18 protein-coding genes are annotated in these 14601 nt (G+C 52.8%); 10 read left to right on the top strand and 8 right to left on the bottom strand.

All coding sequences use genetic code 11. The features are described 5' to 3' along the window. Positions 1–81: 81 nt before the first annotated feature. A complete protein-coding gene (locus MCON_RS08725; RefSeq protein ID WP_013719630.1) occupies positions 82–699 on the bottom strand; it encodes an orotate phosphoribosyltransferase-like protein in 618 nt (205 codons plus the stop codon). Further along, positions 696–1154 (bottom strand): NOB1 family endonuclease, encoded by a 459-nt coding sequence (locus MCON_RS08720; RefSeq protein WP_048132226.1) that lies wholly within the window; start codon positions 1152–1154, stop codon positions 696–698. The genes MCON_RS08725 and MCON_RS08720 overlap by 4 nt, the downstream gene beginning before the upstream one ends. Positions 1155–1235: 81 nt before the next feature. Here MCON_RS08720 and MCON_RS08715 point away from each other — a divergent pair, with 81 nt between their 5' ends. Genes MCON_RS08715 through MCON_RS15240 form a run of 3 tightly spaced genes read left to right on the top strand, consistent with a single transcriptional unit; the run spans position 1236 to position 4522 of the window. Further along, positions 1236–1670, top strand: a complete 435-nt coding sequence (locus tag MCON_RS08715; protein WP_013719628.1) for an EMC6-like membrane protein — start codon at positions 1236–1238, stop codon at positions 1668–1670. Between the two features lie 8 nt (positions 1671–1678). Beyond that, complete coding sequence (locus MCON_RS08710; protein ID WP_013719627.1) at positions 1679–3439, top strand: ribosome biogenesis/translation initiation ATPase RLI; 1761 nt, start codon at positions 1679–1681, stop codon at positions 3437–3439. A gap of 12 nt (positions 3440–3451) precedes the next feature. Beyond that, a complete protein-coding gene (locus MCON_RS15240) occupies positions 3452–4522 on the top strand; it encodes a hypothetical protein (protein ID WP_013719626.1) in 1071 nt (356 codons plus the stop codon). Positions 4523–4538: 16 nt separating this feature from the next. Here the strand turns inward: MCON_RS15240 and MCON_RS08700 are convergent, their stop codons facing one another. From MCON_RS08700 to MCON_RS08675, 6 genes are all read right to left on the bottom strand, one after another. Continuing rightward, the gene (locus tag MCON_RS08700; RefSeq protein WP_013719625.1) at positions 4539–5459 is read right to left on the bottom strand and encodes a hypothetical protein; all 921 of its coding nucleotides are present in this window, start codon (positions 5457–5459) and stop codon (positions 4539–4541) included. Positions 5460–5619: 160 nt separating this feature from the next. Further along, positions 5620–6105, bottom strand: coding sequence for an HIT family protein (locus MCON_RS08695; RefSeq protein ID WP_048132224.1), 486 nt, complete (start codon positions 6103–6105; stop codon positions 5620–5622). Position 6106: 1 nt separating this feature from the next. Beyond that, a complete protein-coding gene (gene purN, locus MCON_RS08690; RefSeq protein WP_013719623.1) occupies positions 6107–6721 on the bottom strand; it encodes a phosphoribosylglycinamide formyltransferase in 615 nt (204 codons plus the stop codon). Positions 6722–6730: 9 nt separating this feature from the next. Beyond that, positions 6731–7000: a DNA-binding protein Alba gene (gene albA, locus MCON_RS08685; RefSeq protein WP_013719622.1), complete on the bottom strand. Its 270-nt coding sequence runs from the start codon at positions 6998–7000 to the stop codon at positions 6731–6733. Positions 7001–7068: 68 nt separating this feature from the next. Further along, positions 7069–7641: a Kae1-associated kinase Bud32 gene (locus MCON_RS08680; RefSeq protein ID WP_013719621.1), complete on the bottom strand. Its 573-nt coding sequence runs from the start codon at positions 7639–7641 to the stop codon at positions 7069–7071. 111 nt (positions 7642–7752) lie between these two features. Further along, entirely contained in the window at positions 7753–8790 is a 1038-nt protein-coding gene (locus MCON_RS08675; RefSeq protein WP_013719620.1) for a DUF1786 domain-containing protein, read from the bottom strand. 83 nt (positions 8791–8873) lie between these two features. Here MCON_RS08675 and MCON_RS08670 point away from each other — a divergent pair, with 83 nt between their 5' ends. From MCON_RS08670 to MCON_RS08640, 7 genes are all read left to right on the top strand, one after another. Then, positions 8874–9356, top strand: a complete 483-nt coding sequence (locus MCON_RS08670) for a MogA/MoaB family molybdenum cofactor biosynthesis protein (protein WP_232844268.1) — start codon at positions 8874–8876, stop codon at positions 9354–9356. Positions 9357–9460: 104 nt separating this feature from the next. Further along, positions 9461–10015, top strand: a complete 555-nt coding sequence (locus MCON_RS08665; RefSeq protein ID WP_013719618.1) for a CBS domain-containing protein — start codon at positions 9461–9463, stop codon at positions 10013–10015. 64 nt (positions 10016–10079) lie between these two features. Then, a complete protein-coding gene (locus tag MCON_RS08660; RefSeq protein WP_013719617.1) occupies positions 10080–10859 on the top strand; it encodes a CBS domain-containing protein in 780 nt (259 codons plus the stop codon). Between the two features lie 2 nt (positions 10860–10861). Further along, the gene (locus tag MCON_RS08655) at positions 10862–11839 is read left to right on the top strand and encodes a CBS domain-containing protein (RefSeq protein WP_157863748.1); all 978 of its coding nucleotides are present in this window, start codon (positions 10862–10864) and stop codon (positions 11837–11839) included. Then, the gene (locus tag MCON_RS08650) at positions 11836–12696 is read left to right on the top strand and encodes a CBS domain-containing protein (RefSeq protein ID WP_013719615.1); all 861 of its coding nucleotides are present in this window, start codon (positions 11836–11838) and stop codon (positions 12694–12696) included. Before MCON_RS08655 ends, MCON_RS08650 begins: the two co-directional genes overlap by 4 nt. Continuing rightward, on the top strand, positions 12696–13475 hold the full coding sequence (locus MCON_RS08645; RefSeq protein WP_013719614.1) for a CBS domain-containing protein: 780 nt from the start codon (positions 12696–12698) through the stop codon (positions 13473–13475). The genes MCON_RS08650 and MCON_RS08645 overlap by 1 nt, the downstream gene beginning before the upstream one ends. Beyond that, a complete protein-coding gene (locus tag MCON_RS08640) occupies positions 13472–14593 on the top strand; it encodes an RNA ligase (RefSeq protein ID WP_013719613.1) in 1122 nt (373 codons plus the stop codon). Before MCON_RS08645 ends, MCON_RS08640 begins: the two co-directional genes overlap by 4 nt. Positions 14594–14601: the final 8 nt, after the last annotated feature.

Here is a 14601-nt window from a genome sequence, read left to right as displayed (position 1 = left end):
GGAGAAGGGCGAGGATTGCTAAAAGGTTTTCCAAATGGCCAGACATTGCTGACCATCAGAATAATCTCTCGAATCTCGCCTCTAGTTCACCCTCATGACCTTCAGCAGGGAGACCACTGGCACTCCGGCGATCTCTTCAGTGCCTTTCTTGTCGATCAGGACGGCGATGGCATTGATCCTTGCCCCGTGCTCATCCAGATATTCCACTGCTTCCTCCAGGGTCTGACCGGATGTCACCACGTCATCGACGATGATGCAGTCCTTGTCCTGGACATCGGAGAAGTTGGAGCTCAGGTTGCCCTTGGCCCTCTTGTTCTCCTGGGCGATCATCTGTTTGCTGGGGGTGTAAACGGCCAGCTCCGCTGCCAGGTCGTTTGCCACCATGCTGGCAATTGGCAGGCCGCTCAAAGCGATTCCCACCACCACATCCACGCTGCTCTCATTGGCATCCAGGGTCTCATAAATGATGTCGGTCATGGCCTCAGATATGTGGTTGAGCCTGAAGGCGCTTCGGCCTATGGCCGACCAGTCCACCGATATATCCTTGGGGCCGGGGGAGGTGCTCGTCTTCTCGGCATGGGTTAAAAGCCAGGTCACCGTCTCTCCGGATACATTCAGCTCCTCAGAGATCTGACCCTCTACCAGTCCTTCTGCCTTAAGTTCCGTTGCCTTCTTCATCAAATTTTCAATATTTTTCATCTCATACACCTTTTCTTCTTTCGGGCGGGAGTTCCGCAATCAGGACATGCTTCCCCCTCGAATCTCTGGCCGCAGCCCTGGCACCTCTGGACATATTTACGCTCTTTCTTTATCCGGGGCTGGCCGATGGGCTCGATCTTCAGGCCGAGGTGAAGAGCGACGTTTTGCAGAGCATAGTCGTCGGTAGCGAGAGTAGCATTATACTCCAGTGCCTTGGCCAGGACCTCCAGATCGGCCGCAGAGAGAGAACGAATGTCCCCCGTCTGTTCAGCCGCATCTCTGGCCGCTTTCAGGGCAATAGTGGTGGGGCTCTCCACCCGGGTCTCATATATATGGAGCCGGGACCTTGCTCTTATATCCTTTAGCTCCGCCTCCACCGCCGGGACGGTGATCAGCTCCCCTTCTGGCCTCTTGCCCCAGATGAACACCGAAGCGTCCGCTACGGTCATACACATGCAATTGCTCTTCTTGTTTATAGTACTTGGACTTTTCCCGGACCAAAACGCTATTATCATATAATGAGGTCTGGAAATCCGATGGCCAAGAAAGAGAAAAAGTCTGGCAGAAAGGATGAGCGAGGGCTGGCAGCGGAACAGAATAAGATGACGGCGCCAAAGGAAACGGAGACGAAAACGAAAAAAGAACCGCCCAGGCCTAAGACAGCTGCCGACAGGAAGAAAGACCGCCGGGATGGGATAGTGAAGACAGTGTTCGCCGCCGCTCTGGGAGTCCTGGCAGGCTTTGCCTGCTACTATATTGCCAGCACCACGGGCGAGAATCCATGGGAGATAGGCGAATTCCCCTGGCATTTCATATTGCTATCAGTAATCCTGGTCACCTCTCTATTCCAGAGGGTCGCCTATCCCCTGCTGAAGATAGATGCAGCCAGCTTCAAGACCAAAGACTGGCTATACGTGGAGTTCATTGTAGTTGACCTCTGGCTGGTCACATGGACAATACTGCTCAATTGAGGTAGAACATGAGGATAGCTATCATCAATCGCGACCGATGCCAGCCGAGAAAATGCTCTAAAGAATGCGAATACTTCTGCCCGCCGGTCCGCACGGGCGACGAGACCATCGTGTTTGCAGATGGCAAGCCCCTCATTACTGAGAACCTCTGTGTTGGCTGTGGAATATGCGTACGCAAATGCCCCTTTGGAGCCATCACCATCACCAATCTGCCCGAGGAGATGGAGGATCCAGTTCATAGATACGGCCAGAACGGCTTTGCCCTTTATGGCTTGCCTGTGCCGATCGAGGGAAGGGTCACGGGTCTTTTGGGCCCCAACGGCATAGGAAAGAGCACGGCGATATCCATTCTCTCCGGTATTCTCCGGCCGAACCTGGGCAAAGACGCATCCTGGGAGGAGGCGCTACAGCGCTTCTCCGGCTCCATCCTGGGAGACTATCTGAAGAAGGTGGTGGATAAGGGGATCAAGACCTCTTATAAGCCTCAGTATGTTGATCGCATCCCAAAGAGCTATTCAGGCATGGTTTCGGGCCTCTTGGAAAAGACTGATGAGAGGGGCGCCCTGGCCGAACTGACGGGGACTTTGGGCATATCAAAGCTCATGGACAGAGACATCTCCAGCCTCAGCGGCGGCGAGCTGCAGAGGGTGGCCATCGCAGCTGCGGCGGCAAAAGACGCTGATTTCTACTTCTTCGATGAGATCAGCCCGTACCTTGATATCCACCAGCGCATCAACTCCGCCCGCATACTGCAGAGCCTGGCTAAAGATAAGGCGGTGATGGTGGTTGAGCACGACCTGGCCCTGCTCGACCTCCTGGCGGAAAACGTTCATCTCATCTATGGCGTTCCCGGTGCTTATGGCGTGATAACCAGGCCCAAAGGGGTGCGGGTGGGCATCAACCAGTACCTTCGCGGCAACCTGCCCGAGGAGAATGTTCGCTTTCGCGACACCGCCATCAACTTCGAGGTACATGCCCCCCGAATAGAGAAGGAGATCCCATCCCTCATTGCCTATGACGCTTTTGCCATGAAGTATTCTTCCTTCCGGCTGGAGGCCGAGGCGGGGATCATCCGCCGGGGCGAGGTGGTGGGGATCTTGGGGCCCAATGGAATTGGGAAGAGCACTTACATCAAGATCCTGGCAGGAGTGGAAAAGCCAACAACTGGCAGCTTTGAAAGCCAGCTGAAGATATCCTATAAGCCCCAGTACCTCAAAGCAGACACTGAATTGACCGTAGAGGGCATGCTGAGGGGATTGACGCACGGATTTGACAGCAGTTACTATCAGGCAGAGATCCTCAGGCCCATGGGCATCGAGCCCCTCTTAGATAAGATCCTCTCTGAGCTCTCAGGCGGGGAGCTGCAGAGAGTGGCCATAACTGCCTGCCTCAGCCGGGAGGCGGACCTCTATCTACTGGACGAGCCTTCCGCCCATCTGGACGTGGAGCAGAGGATGCTGGCCGCCAAGGTCATGAGAAGGTTCGCCGAGTCCACTGAGAAGACTGTACTGGTGGTGGATCATGACATCTATCTGATCGATCTGCTCAGCGAGCGCCTGATGGTCTTCGATGGCGTTCCTGGAATCCTCGGTGTGGCCCATACCCCGCTGGAGATGCGCGAGGGGATGAACGCCTTCCTCAAAGGGATCGGCATAACCTTCCGGCGCGATGAAGAGACCCGCAGGCCCAGAGTCAACAAGCCGGAATCCAGGCTGGACAGAATGCAAAAAGAGCAGGGAGAATATTATTATCAGATTGAAGAAGCATGAAGTGAATGGAGAATGAGAGAATTCATCCGCAGGAATAATCCATTCAACCGCCATTTCGTGCGCAACCTGGAAGCGGGAACACTGCTGGAGATATTCCTGGTAACAGCGGTATGCTCCGTCCTGGGAATACGCTTCTTTCTCGCCCTAACAGGATATCCGAGCCTTAGCCCGGGGCATTTGCATATCGCCCATGTCCTCTTGGGCGGCGTGCTGATGATGATTGCTCTGGTCATCAATCTGGGCTACATCAACAAATCAGCCAACTATCTGGTGGCGGTGATTGGAGGCCTGGGATTTGGCGCATTCATCGATGAGCTGGGCAAGTTCATCACCGGGGATAATGATTACTTTTTTCAGCCCACAGTGGCCCTGATCTACATAATATTCGCCCTTTTGTACCTGGCAATTCAGACCTTCATCCATAAGCCAAAGCTCACCGAGCAGGAGAGGCTGGTAAATGTACTGGAGCTGGCAAAGGAAGCGGTCTTGGAGGATCTGGATCATCTGGAGAGGAGAAAAGCCCTGGCTCTGCTAAAGGAGAGCTCCCAGAATAATCCAATGACTCGAGCCCTGCAGGATCTTCTCCATAGCACCGATAGCGTGCCCATGCCCAAGATCGACATCTACACCGCCACGAAGTATCGTATGCGCAGGTACTACCGGAAGCTGATCAAAAAGAGCTGGTTTATAAGAGTGGTTATGGCCTTCTTCATCCTCCAGTCCATCTTCACCCTGGGCCTTGACTTCATGCTCATTTACCTCAGGCTTAACTCGGAGAAAGGTTTTGAAGCCATATTTCCCAGCCTATCGTTCTTCGATCTGGCCGGACTGGCTGCAGCCACCCTATCCTCCATCCTGGTCATCTATGCCATTATAAAGATGAAAAGCTCCCGCCTGGAGGCCTACAGGATATTCAAGAACGCCATTCTTGTGCAGATATTCATAGTGCAGGTCATCCTCTTTTATCTGACACAATTTATTGCCCTGCTGGGCCTGGCCGGCAATATCTGCATACTTTTAGTGCTCAACTACATGATCATTCAGGAGACCAATGCCAGCAGAGGCCCGGAGAATTCCGTCTGAAGGTATCAGCCGGGGATCATTTCTTCCACTTGATCTTATCTCCTTTGGACTTCAGCACGTCTCCCCTTTCCAGGATCCGGATCAATTCCATAAAGACATCCCTTCCGTCAACCATCAGGTTTACATCATGCTCATCCTTGCGCAGCATGCAGCTCTCGATGAACTCATCCAAGCTCATCTTCTTGTCAGACGGTGGCGTCGCTAGCTTCTCTATCAACAATCCCAGGGCAGATATCTGCTGATATTCATCAGGATACATGTCGATGAACTCTTCATCCATATCGCTTACCAGCGGAGCGGTGAACTCGTCCACATAAAGGCCGATGGATCTGGATAAGTAGTAATCCGCATTTAGCACGAGCTCATCGGGCTCTGTATCGAAGTCACCCGGATCGGCAGGAATCTCCAGCAGCGGATCGTCCAATTTGTCGCCAATGGGCTCTCCCACAATTATGCCATTTAGGGATAGAACGGAATGAGCGAAGCTCTGGGCCTTTCCTGAGCGCAGCAAATAGTTCAGCCATGCATCTACGTTGAAATCCAAAGGTTCGCTCTCTTCTGAAGTATCCTCCGAATTCTCCTCTGAGGATTCTTCCGAAAGCTCTTCCGGAGACTCGATCTCATCGCCCTCGCATTGGGCTAAAATCTCATCCCTTATCTTCATCATCGTCGGGTCCAGCTCTTTTAAGAAGAGCTCATCGAACTCCTCAGGGGTGCTGCTCTGGGAAAGCGCGCTCTTTATCAACGACAGATCGTGCTCATAATCGCTGATATCCTCTGCCATCTCCTTGAGCCGGCTGTACCTGCCGCGAAGGCAGAATTGCTCATCTGAATCCATAACCAGGTAGGGCTTTAATTCAACTCTAATTCCCGCATCGCTGAGGAAAGTGCGAATATTAGCGGCCTCATCCTCATCATACTCTCCAAGGAAGAACATGGATTGCTGTAGTATTCAACTGGTTAAAAACTTCACGGAAAAATAGGAGGGAGGGAAAGTCGAGAAGGGTAATGAGGTAGGAGGAAAACGCCTATCGACTTTCACCGTATTCTATATAGTAATTTAACGAGATATATAGCTTTCGACGTAGACGATTCGCCTAAACCATCTCATCAAGCTCTTTCTTCAGCTTGGCATATGTCACCCGCAGATGCTCAGATATCACCCTGGTATCAGATAAGACGGGCATGAAGTTGGTGTCTCCATTCCAGCGTGGGACGATATGCATGTGAATGTGGTCGGCGATCCCTGCACCGCCCACAATTCCCATGTTAATTCCCAGGTTGAATCCATCAGGACGCATGGTCCTTCTCAAGAGCTCCACTGCCAGATCAGCAAGCTCCATCATCTCCCGACGCTCATCATCCGTCCATCCGGCGAGAGTCGAGGTATGCTTAAACGGAACCACCATCATATGACCATTGTTGTATGGATAGGCATTCAGGATGATGAAGTGATTTTTGCCGCGGTGCAATATGAGGTTCTCTTCGTCCCTGTTCTCCCCAGGTTTACTGCAGAATATGCAGCCCTCCGGCTTCTTGCCGAGGATGTAGTCGATCCTCCAGGGTGCCCATAAATCTTCCATATCATTTCGCCCCATTCTCAAAGACGATCTTCCTTCCCACCACTTCAGGATTCCCCTCGATGAACATCTTTATCGCCCTGGGATAGGCCCTGTACTCTGCCCTCTGGATCCTGGCCTTTAGACTCTCATGGGTATCGTTCCTCTTCACCGGCACCGGCATCTGATAGATGATCGGTCCGTGATCGACATCCTCATCGACGAGATGAATGGTGGTGCCAGTCCACATCACTCCATGCTCCAGGGCCTGGCTGAAGGCATCCAATCCCCGGAACGAGGGCAAGAGAGCAGGATGTATATTTAAAATTCTATTTTTATAATGGCGAACGAATCGAGGTGACAGGATCCTCATATAGCCGGTGAGAACCACCAGGTCCACCCCTGCCCCCTCCAGATGCGACACGAGCTGTTGGTCATACTCCTCTCGACTCCTTCCCGCTGGATCCAGATACATATGACGAACACCAAACTCTTGAGCGATCCGGAGGGCTCCAGCGTCCGGCTGATCGGCCAGGACTATTTTGACCTGGGCAGGAAGATAACCATCCCGCTCCGCCAGCAGAATGTAGCGAAGGTTCTCTCCTCTTCCGGAGGATATGATGCCAATGGTGGCGGTCAAATCGATGGCTCACTTCCCAAGGGTGATCTCAATCGCGGATACATTGGTTGCCCCCCGGTCGGTGTCGAGGGTCTCGGTGGAGATATAAATTCCCATCACCCTAACATCAGGCAGAAATCTAGACCTTGAGACCTCTGCCACATCCACCGCCCTGGAGATCGCCCGCCCTCTAGCCATGATTCGGACATCCTTGGCGCCGCTGTTGAACTGGGTTACCACTGCCAGCACATAGTTCATCACAGGCTTATTGCCGACGAATACGACCTCATCTTCCGCCATTGGCTCATCACCTTAAAAATTAAATTGCACTATTCTATGATATCATAGATAAACCTGCTGATTAGAGATTACAGATATCTGCCTCGCGCTTTTATCTCCTTCACCCTCTTTAAAACTGCTTCTCCGGGGGGATAAACCTCCAAGTAGCCGGCCTTGAAGGCCTCTATCAGCTCTTCAGGTCGATCGTGGGTGCTCTCCAGAGTCTGGAAATAGACGTGCACATCCACCCCCTGGGCCTCAGTGGACCTCTCAATAAAGGAGAGGCCAAAGTCGATCAAGCAGATATCCCCCTCAACTAGAATCATATTGGAGGTGGTCAGGTCCCCGTGAATGATTCCCCCTTGGTGCAGCCTTCCCACCATCTCCCCCACCTTGCGGGAGAGATCCGGATTTATCACATCCTTGAGCTTATCTCCCCGGATATGCTCCATCTTCAGCTCAAAGCGGGATATATCGCAGATGATGGGTGTGAGAACGCCATGCCTCCGGGCATCAGAGGTGATCCTCGCCTCCCTGATAGTCCTCTCCTGGCGGATTCGCTCGTCCAAGGCAGGCAGGCGGTAGCTCTTGGGAAGCCGCCACTTCCTGACCACTCCGTCCTCCAAGGTTATGACCGCCTCTGCACCTCTTCCAATCTCCATGCTCATTTTATCTCCATGCAGTCTCCGTCTTCTTGCCCATTCCATCTGTATGCACCGATCAATTCTATTTGCATCCAGTCAGCTCCAATTGTCATCTGCGCCGATCGATTTCTATCCGGTCAGGTCATCCCTTTTCTTCCAGGCCTTGATCAGCCCCAAGCAGCCGGTGATCATCATATCTCCCGCCGGAGCTGCCGCCACCGCCCCTTTTAAAGCCTCGCAGGAGAGGAAGCTCTCCCTTCGGGGTCCAGTGATCAGAATCGACCGGACCCCATCCGGCAGGCTGCCTATATAAGAACCATGACCTCCATCGTCGAACACCTCACCCTCCTCCAGCGTTCCCCGGCAGAGCTTCTGGGTAAACTCCCTCACCTTTTCCCCTTTCATGCTCGAGGTATGATGCTCGAAGACGGCACAGATCCTTCCCTCTGACAGGATGGCAGCTATAGTATGGCTGTTTCCAAAGTTGATGATCAATGCCGGGTCCTCAATCCGCGGGTCGAGGGCGGCACCGAAGATAGCTGCAGGACCGGTGTCCATTATAAAGGGCTCAAATCCCTCTTTTATCAAGGTATCCCGCACTGCCACCATCCTGGTCATCTCCTGCGGGCACTCTTTAAAAGTGAAATCATCCAGGCTTCCGCCCGAACGGATGGCTGCGACCATATGCTCGAACCGGACCTGGCGGTTTGGCTTGCCGGGAGAGTAGCCGTGGTCCTGTACCGCCACGGCAATATCCTTAGGCAGAGATATGTCGAATAGCTGGAAAGCCCGCTGAAGAGAGGGAATGTCGATGTCTCCCGTCTCTACGATTTCTGCTGATGCCGGTGCATCCTCCTGGATGATAACTCCCAAGGCCTCAACCTGGCCCAGGTCATTATTAATGGTGGCTGCGGCTGAGGGGGTGGCAAAAACCCTCAGTCCCGCTGCCAGGTGCCACCTCACTGCCATGGTGGAGGCTCCGCCCCCCATGATGGGGCCATGCAAAAAAATGTCCCGTCCCGCCATCCTGGCCCGGCTAATCCTGTTTCCAACAATCATGGTCTGACTGGGCAGAACCATCTTGGTCGAGCCCTCGATGGGCACCCCCTCCTGGTAAAGCAGGATGTCTTGAGTCCCTGCCCCAACGTCAACCGCTAAGAGCGTCATAGATCATTCCTTCCCCTAGAGAGCTTTTGTCTGGTCCCAATTGGATGGGCTACGGGAAAAATTTTATCCTCGTCCAGAGAGGAATGGACATGATCTTAGATGTGGTGGTCGCGAGCACGTCTCGCTATACTAAGTTCGGCTCGGTTCGGGATCCGGATAGGGCAGAGGACCTGTCCGGGAAGGTGATACTGGAGAAGATAAGGACGGCAGGGTATACAGGCAACTACCTGCTCATCCCGGACGGCGTAGAGCCCATCCAGCGTGCAATTAAGACGAGCAGCGCTGATGCCATGGTGATCTGCGGCGGCACAGGACTCACCGCTTTGGACCTAACCATAGAGGCTGCAGAGCCGCTCTTTGAAAAGACGCTCCCGGGGTTTGGGGAGATCTTTCGTTGGCAGAGCATGAAGGAGGTTGGAACCCGGGCCATGCTAACCCGGGCAACAGCCGGAGTCTTTATGAAAAAACCAATATTCTGCTTGCCAGGCTCTCCCGGGGCGGCTCGCTTGGGAATGGACCTCATATTAGCAGAGATCGAGCATATCCTGAAACATGTGATGGAGTAGGGGAAAAATAATATTAATCGAATCAAAAACTATTGCTCCGGAGTAGCCTTTTATATCATTAGTACACTAATAAGCACATAGAGCTAATCACGGAGACTTGGCCAATGGAGACAGAGATTCCAGTGCGAGATATCATGACCCGACCGGTGATCACCGCTGACGCCGATCTAGATGTATTGAGCGCTGCCAAAAGGATGGGCTCGGCCAATGTGGGAAGTCTGATAATTGTATCCCGAGACAAAACCACAGGCATTTTAACGGAAAGGGACCTGGTCAGGAAGGTCATAGCCCAGGGGGTTGATCCCAGAAATCTGAAGGTGAGGGAGATCATGAGCTCACCTGTAACTGCAATCGAACCCGATGCAAGCATAAGAGATGCAGCCAACCTCATGCTCCGGGCAGGAGTAAAACGGCTGCCTGTTATCCTCAAGGGCAAGCTGATGGGCATAATCACAGATACCGACCTGGTCTCTGGCTGTTCCGTCGGATTGAATGATATCTTAAGCGATCTGTTGGAGATGCACCGGGAGAACATTCATTTCGAGCAGCCCCGAGGAACTGTGAGCGGAATCTGCGAAGTCTGCGGCCAGCTATCAGATAATCTGGAAAACGTGAATGGCGAGTTGCTCTGCTGGAGCTGCAGGGACGGAAATCGATAGCCTTAGAATGACTGCGATATGGCAAATTGCAATATGGCAATCGCGGGACAGCAGGGGAGTCGGAATGCTAGTCGAAGACATTTTCTCTAGAGATCCTCTTTATGTGGAGGACTCCACCTATCTGACCAAAGCGCGTCAGTTGATCAGAGACAACCATGTGCGGGGACTGCCGGTTGTGGATAGCAGAGTCCAGGTTTTAGGGGTTATAACCTCACAGGATGTGCTTCGGATTACCTCGACCAAATCAAATGTTACAGTCTCAGGATTTAAAGTTCAGGTACCTGCAGTGACGGGTGATACTGATGTGCTTGATGCGGCAAGGATCATGCTCAAAGAGAAGAGCAACCTGCTTCCAGTGGTCGAATCCCAGGAAGATAAAACTCTAAGAGGTGTTGTAACAATAATTGATATATTCAAGCATTTAGATATCTCTAAAGTTCCAAAAAAACCGATTGGCGAGATCATGAGCACCAAGGTGGTAACCGCCCGCCTGGACGAGCCGGTGACCAAGGTCTGGGACCGGATGGTGGAACGAGATTTTACCGGTCTGCCAATGGTGAGGGATGAGAAACCCATGGGAATTATCACGAGATTCGATATCCTGAAGAGAGGCTGGGCCAGGATCAGCAAAGAGAGCGAGACCAGACCGGTGGAAAGAATGCAATTGCCGGCTGAGAAGCTGATGAGCTCTCCTCTCTACAGCCTCGGGCCGACGGCCAGCGTTGCCGAGGCCATAGAGCTGATGCTCAAGCACGATGTGGGCAGGGTATCGGTGGTAGACGAGGGAAGGATTATGGGGATAGTGGATAGAAGCGATCTGATCAAATGTTACCTGGGGGAGTGAAAATGAGCAATGGTCCAACTAGTGGAAAGGAGATAACGAGGATACCGCAGAGGAACGATAGAATGCCAAGAGCTCCGGGCTCAGGAGAGAGGGGACCGCTGCAGTTCGACTCCAGGCATGCCAAACACATCAGCGAGGTGCTGAGCGCAGCATCGCCGGACGTGGTCACAGTCCCGCCTACTACCACCATCATGGGGGCCATAAAGACCATGACCTTCTACGGCTTCTCCAGGCTTCCCATCGCAGATGCAGGCACAAAAAGGCTGCTTGGCTTTGTGACATCGGTGGATGTAGTGGACTTCCTTGGCGGAGGGCTTCGGCACAACCTTCTGCAGGAGAAGTATCAGGGGAATATCTTCACCGCCATTAATGCAGATATAAGGGAGATAATGAGCAGCAAGCTCATCTATGCCAGCGAAAACACCTCATTGCATGATGTCTTGAAGCTGATGTATGAGAAGAACGTGGGCGGCCTTCCGATAGTGGATGAGGATTCCCGCATCAAGGGAATAATCACCGAGGAGGACTTCGTGCGCTCTTGTCGAGGGGTGGATACGGGCCTTGTGGTTGAATCCTTCATGAGCCCCAATGTTGTAACTGCACCCGCTCAGACCACCATCGAAAAGATGACCAGGATGATCATCCAGAAGGGCTTCCGAAGGATGCCTGTGGTGCAGGATGGCGTTCTCATGGGCATGGTGACCGCATCGGACATAATGAAATACCTGGGCAGCGGTGATGCATTCGAAAAGGTGGTTACGGGCGACATCGGCGAGGTGATGAACCAGCCCATAAAGAGCCTGATCAAGAGAAGCTTAATCACCATCGAGAAGAAGATGGACCTGGGCCATGCGGCCAGAAAGATGATGGACAACGAGATTGGATCGATGCCCGTAATGGACAGGGGTTCATTAGCAGGCATTCTGACAGAAAGAGATTTCGTGAGGGCCTTAGCTGAGAACAGAGGAATACTGCCATGATCATAAAGAAAGTCAAAGACTACATGAGCACCCCCGTAAATGTCATCGAGCGGAACGAGCCCATTCAGAGAGCAAGGAACCTGATGTTCAAGTACTCCATCGGCAGGCTTCCGGTTATGGATAACGGCAAGCTGGTGGGCATAGTCACCAAATACGATATCACCAACCGGATCAGCCAGGCAGCCCCAGAATGGAGGAGGAGGCCCATAGACAAGGTCCCAATCCAGGTGGTCATGACCGAGAAGCCGATAACCATATTCCCTGATGCCACCATGCCCCAGGCAGCGGAACTGATGATCGAGAACGATATAAGCGGCCTGCCGGTGGAAAAGGACGGAGAGATCGTGGGCGTGATCACCTCCAGGGATATGGTGAGACACTTCTCCGAGCAGGATATATCCTCAACTGTGCAGGAGCTGATGAGCAAGAACATCCTCAATGTTCACCGCCACCATACCATAGGCCATGTTCTGGAGGAGATGAATGTGCAGGGGATCAGCCGGGCCCTGGTCTATGAGGATAACAGGACTCCTGTAGGCATAGTGACCCGCTCAGGCCTTACGTTCTCTGATATCATGGGGCCGAAGGATGATATGGAGACCAAGAACATCAAGATGACCCGGAAGGAGAGCACTGCGGGCAGAAAACAGAATCGATATGTAAGGCAGATGCCCTTCGTGGCCGAGGATGTCATGACCTCGCCCATACTCAGCCTGACCCCGGAGACCAATGCGGTCGAGGCCAGCAAGACTCTTGCAGAAAAGCATATCATCGGCATGCCGGTGGTAAAGGACAATGATGTGGTGGGCTATTTCTCAGCCGATGAGATCATAGCGGAGATTGGCAGGTGGAAGTGATGCAGGTTAAAGACATTATGACAGAGCCCGTTACTATCGATAAATCGGAACGGTTGGGCCATGCGCTGGATATAATGGAGAAGAACGATCTGCGCAGGCTTCTGGTGACCAATAAAGGCAAGATAGGCGGAATAATCACTACCAGACAGATTGCCCGCGTTCTTGGTGCCCGAAAATCCCTGGGCATGCCGGCCTCCTCTCTGCATGTGGCATCAGCCACTCAGGATAGCGTTATCAAGGTCCTGGCGGACATGGACATGTTAGATGCCATGCTCCTCTTGCAGAAGACATCGGTGCTGGTGGCAGTGGACGGCGAGAAAATCCTGGGCTGGGTCAGGCCGAGAGAGATCCTGGAGAAGGCCAATGTGAGCGGCCTGGCCTCCGAGGCCATGAGGTATCCCCTCACCGCGAACCCCAACGATCGTCTGGTTCATGCCCGGCGCACAATTCTGGATAGAGACGTGGGAAGGCTTCCCGTGGTCGAAGCAGGACGTCTGGTGGGGATATTAACAGAGGGAGATGTGGCCAAAGCCCTGCGAGCCTTCAGGGATCTCAATGACACCGCCAGCAAGCAGCATACTCGCATCTACAACATACTGGTCTCTGATGTGATGACCCATGATGTCAAGTACGTCTACACCGATACCCCTCTGGAGGAGGTAAAGAGCATAATTCTCTCGGATAACATAGGCGGCCTGCCCGTGCTCAACCACAGAGAAGAGGTAGCGGGCATGATCACCAGGAGGTCCATACTGGATTATCTGGTGAGGACTGGATGAATCTGCAAAGGATTGCAGATAAACTGGGAATAACTGTAGATCGGCTGCAAAGCCTGCAAGATACGAAGATATCTGAATCAAGCTGGCCTGAGCCTCAACTGCTGAGATTTGATAAGGAGATCTCAGGGGTTGAGGCCGGGACGGTGATTTTTAAAAACGGAGAAATTGTCTGGGGCTACCCCAGCATCCGCCGTCCTCTGATGCTTGAAGCGGGGATAAAACGTCATTTTATCGATTCTGTGGCAGTGGAGGAGAAGATGAATGGCCACAATGTCCGCATAACATCCATAGACGGGGATATCGTGGCCCTGACCAGAGGTGGTTTTGTCTGCCCTTACTCCACAGAGGTGGCGACAAGGCTCCTGCCGGAGGATATTTTCGAAGAGAAGCCCAATCTGGTCCTTTGCGCGGAGATGGTGGGCCCGGAGAACCCCTATGTATCTTTAGATGTCTATCCCACTGACAGCATCGATTTATACCTCTTCGATGTTGCCCAAAAGAACCAGCGAGGGACCCATGGGGTGCATAAGACCCACGAGATAGCAGAGGATTTCGGCCTGAAAGGGACCGCTTTTTTTGGAGAATTTCCCCGGGAGACGGCGCACAAAAGGATCAAAGAGATAGTGATCAAGCTGGGCCGGCAAGGAAGGGAGGGGGTGGTCTTGAAGGACCCGGAAAACAGGGTAGCCCCTCTGAAATATACCAGCTCCGAATCGAACTGCAATGACCTGGCAATAGCTTTTAGCCACTATAACGACTATGCTCTTGACTTCTTTTTATCCCGCGCGGTCCGGGAGGGCTTTCAATCAGTGGAATGGCAGGAGTCGGTGGAGGAGAGAAGGGAGAGGGCCCGGCGCATTGGTGAGAGCATTCTCTTGCCCCTGACAGAGACCATCAAGAATAAGCAGCAGGGGGAGACTATTATGCAGAGAATTAAGATCCGGGTGAAAAGCCTGGCCACAGCCCGGGGATTTGAGTATCACCTGCGCAGATGCGGGATCCGGGCAATATTCGACCAGCCGCTGCCTGATGATGACGGCTATACCATAGGAATCACCAAAATAATCATGAGCACAAATGATAAGACTGAAGCCCTCTTGAATGGAGAGATGTGGTGAAGGCAGAG

Origin of the sequence: Methanothrix soehngenii GP6 (assembly GCF_000204415.1) — an archaeon.
Classification (GTDB): Archaea; Halobacteriota; Methanosarcinia; order Methanotrichales; family Methanotrichaceae; genus Methanothrix; species Methanothrix soehngenii.
This window is presented reverse-complemented; position numbering and strand designations above follow the sequence as displayed.

Excerpts from the sequence above, each read along its gene's own strand:
- MCON_RS08710 (WP_013719627.1), top strand. The coding sequence starts at position 1,679 with ATGAGGATAGCTATCATCAATCGCGACCGATGCCAGCCGAGAAAATGC.
- MCON_RS08660 (WP_013719617.1), top strand. The coding sequence starts at position 10,080 with ATGCTAGTCGAAGACATTTTCTCTAGAGATCCTCTTTATGTGGAGGAC.
- MCON_RS08720 (WP_048132226.1), bottom strand. The coding sequence starts at position 1,154 with ATGTGTATGACCGTAGCGGACGCTTCGGTGTTCATCTGGGGCAAGAGG.
- MCON_RS08655 (WP_157863748.1), top strand. The coding sequence starts at position 10,862 with ATGAGCAATGGTCCAACTAGTGGAAAGGAGATAACGAGGATACCGCAG.
- MCON_RS15240 (WP_013719626.1), top strand. The coding sequence starts at position 3,452 with ATGAGAGAATTCATCCGCAGGAATAATCCATTCAACCGCCATTTCGTG.
- MCON_RS08640 (WP_013719613.1), top strand. The coding sequence starts at position 13,472 with ATGAATCTGCAAAGGATTGCAGATAAACTGGGAATAACTGTAGATCGG.
- MCON_RS08650 (WP_013719615.1), top strand. The coding sequence starts at position 11,836 with ATGATCATAAAGAAAGTCAAAGACTACATGAGCACCCCCGTAAATGTC.
- MCON_RS08670 (WP_232844268.1), top strand. The coding sequence starts at position 8,874 with ATGGACATGATCTTAGATGTGGTGGTCGCGAGCACGTCTCGCTATACT.
- MCON_RS08695 (WP_048132224.1), bottom strand. The coding sequence starts at position 6,105 with ATGGAAGATTTATGGGCACCCTGGAGGATCGACTACATCCTCGGCAAG.
- MCON_RS08680 (WP_013719621.1), bottom strand. The coding sequence starts at position 7,641 with ATGGAGATTGGAAGAGGTGCAGAGGCGGTCATAACCTTGGAGGACGGA.
- MCON_RS08715 (WP_013719628.1), top strand. The coding sequence starts at position 1,236 with ATGGCCAAGAAAGAGAAAAAGTCTGGCAGAAAGGATGAGCGAGGGCTG.
- MCON_RS08725 (WP_013719630.1), bottom strand. The coding sequence starts at position 699 with ATGAAAAATATTGAAAATTTGATGAAGAAGGCAACGGAACTTAAGGCA.
- albA (WP_013719622.1), bottom strand. The coding sequence starts at position 7,000 with ATGGCGGAAGATGAGGTCGTATTCGTCGGCAATAAGCCTGTGATGAAC.
- MCON_RS08700 (WP_013719625.1), bottom strand. The coding sequence starts at position 5,459 with ATGTTCTTCCTTGGAGAGTATGATGAGGATGAGGCCGCTAATATTCGC.
- MCON_RS08665 (WP_013719618.1), top strand. The coding sequence starts at position 9,461 with ATGGAGACAGAGATTCCAGTGCGAGATATCATGACCCGACCGGTGATC.
- MCON_RS08675 (WP_013719620.1), bottom strand. The coding sequence starts at position 8,790 with ATGACGCTCTTAGCGGTTGACGTTGGGGCAGGGACTCAAGACATCCTG.
- MCON_RS08645 (WP_013719614.1), top strand. The coding sequence starts at position 12,696 with ATGCAGGTTAAAGACATTATGACAGAGCCCGTTACTATCGATAAATCG.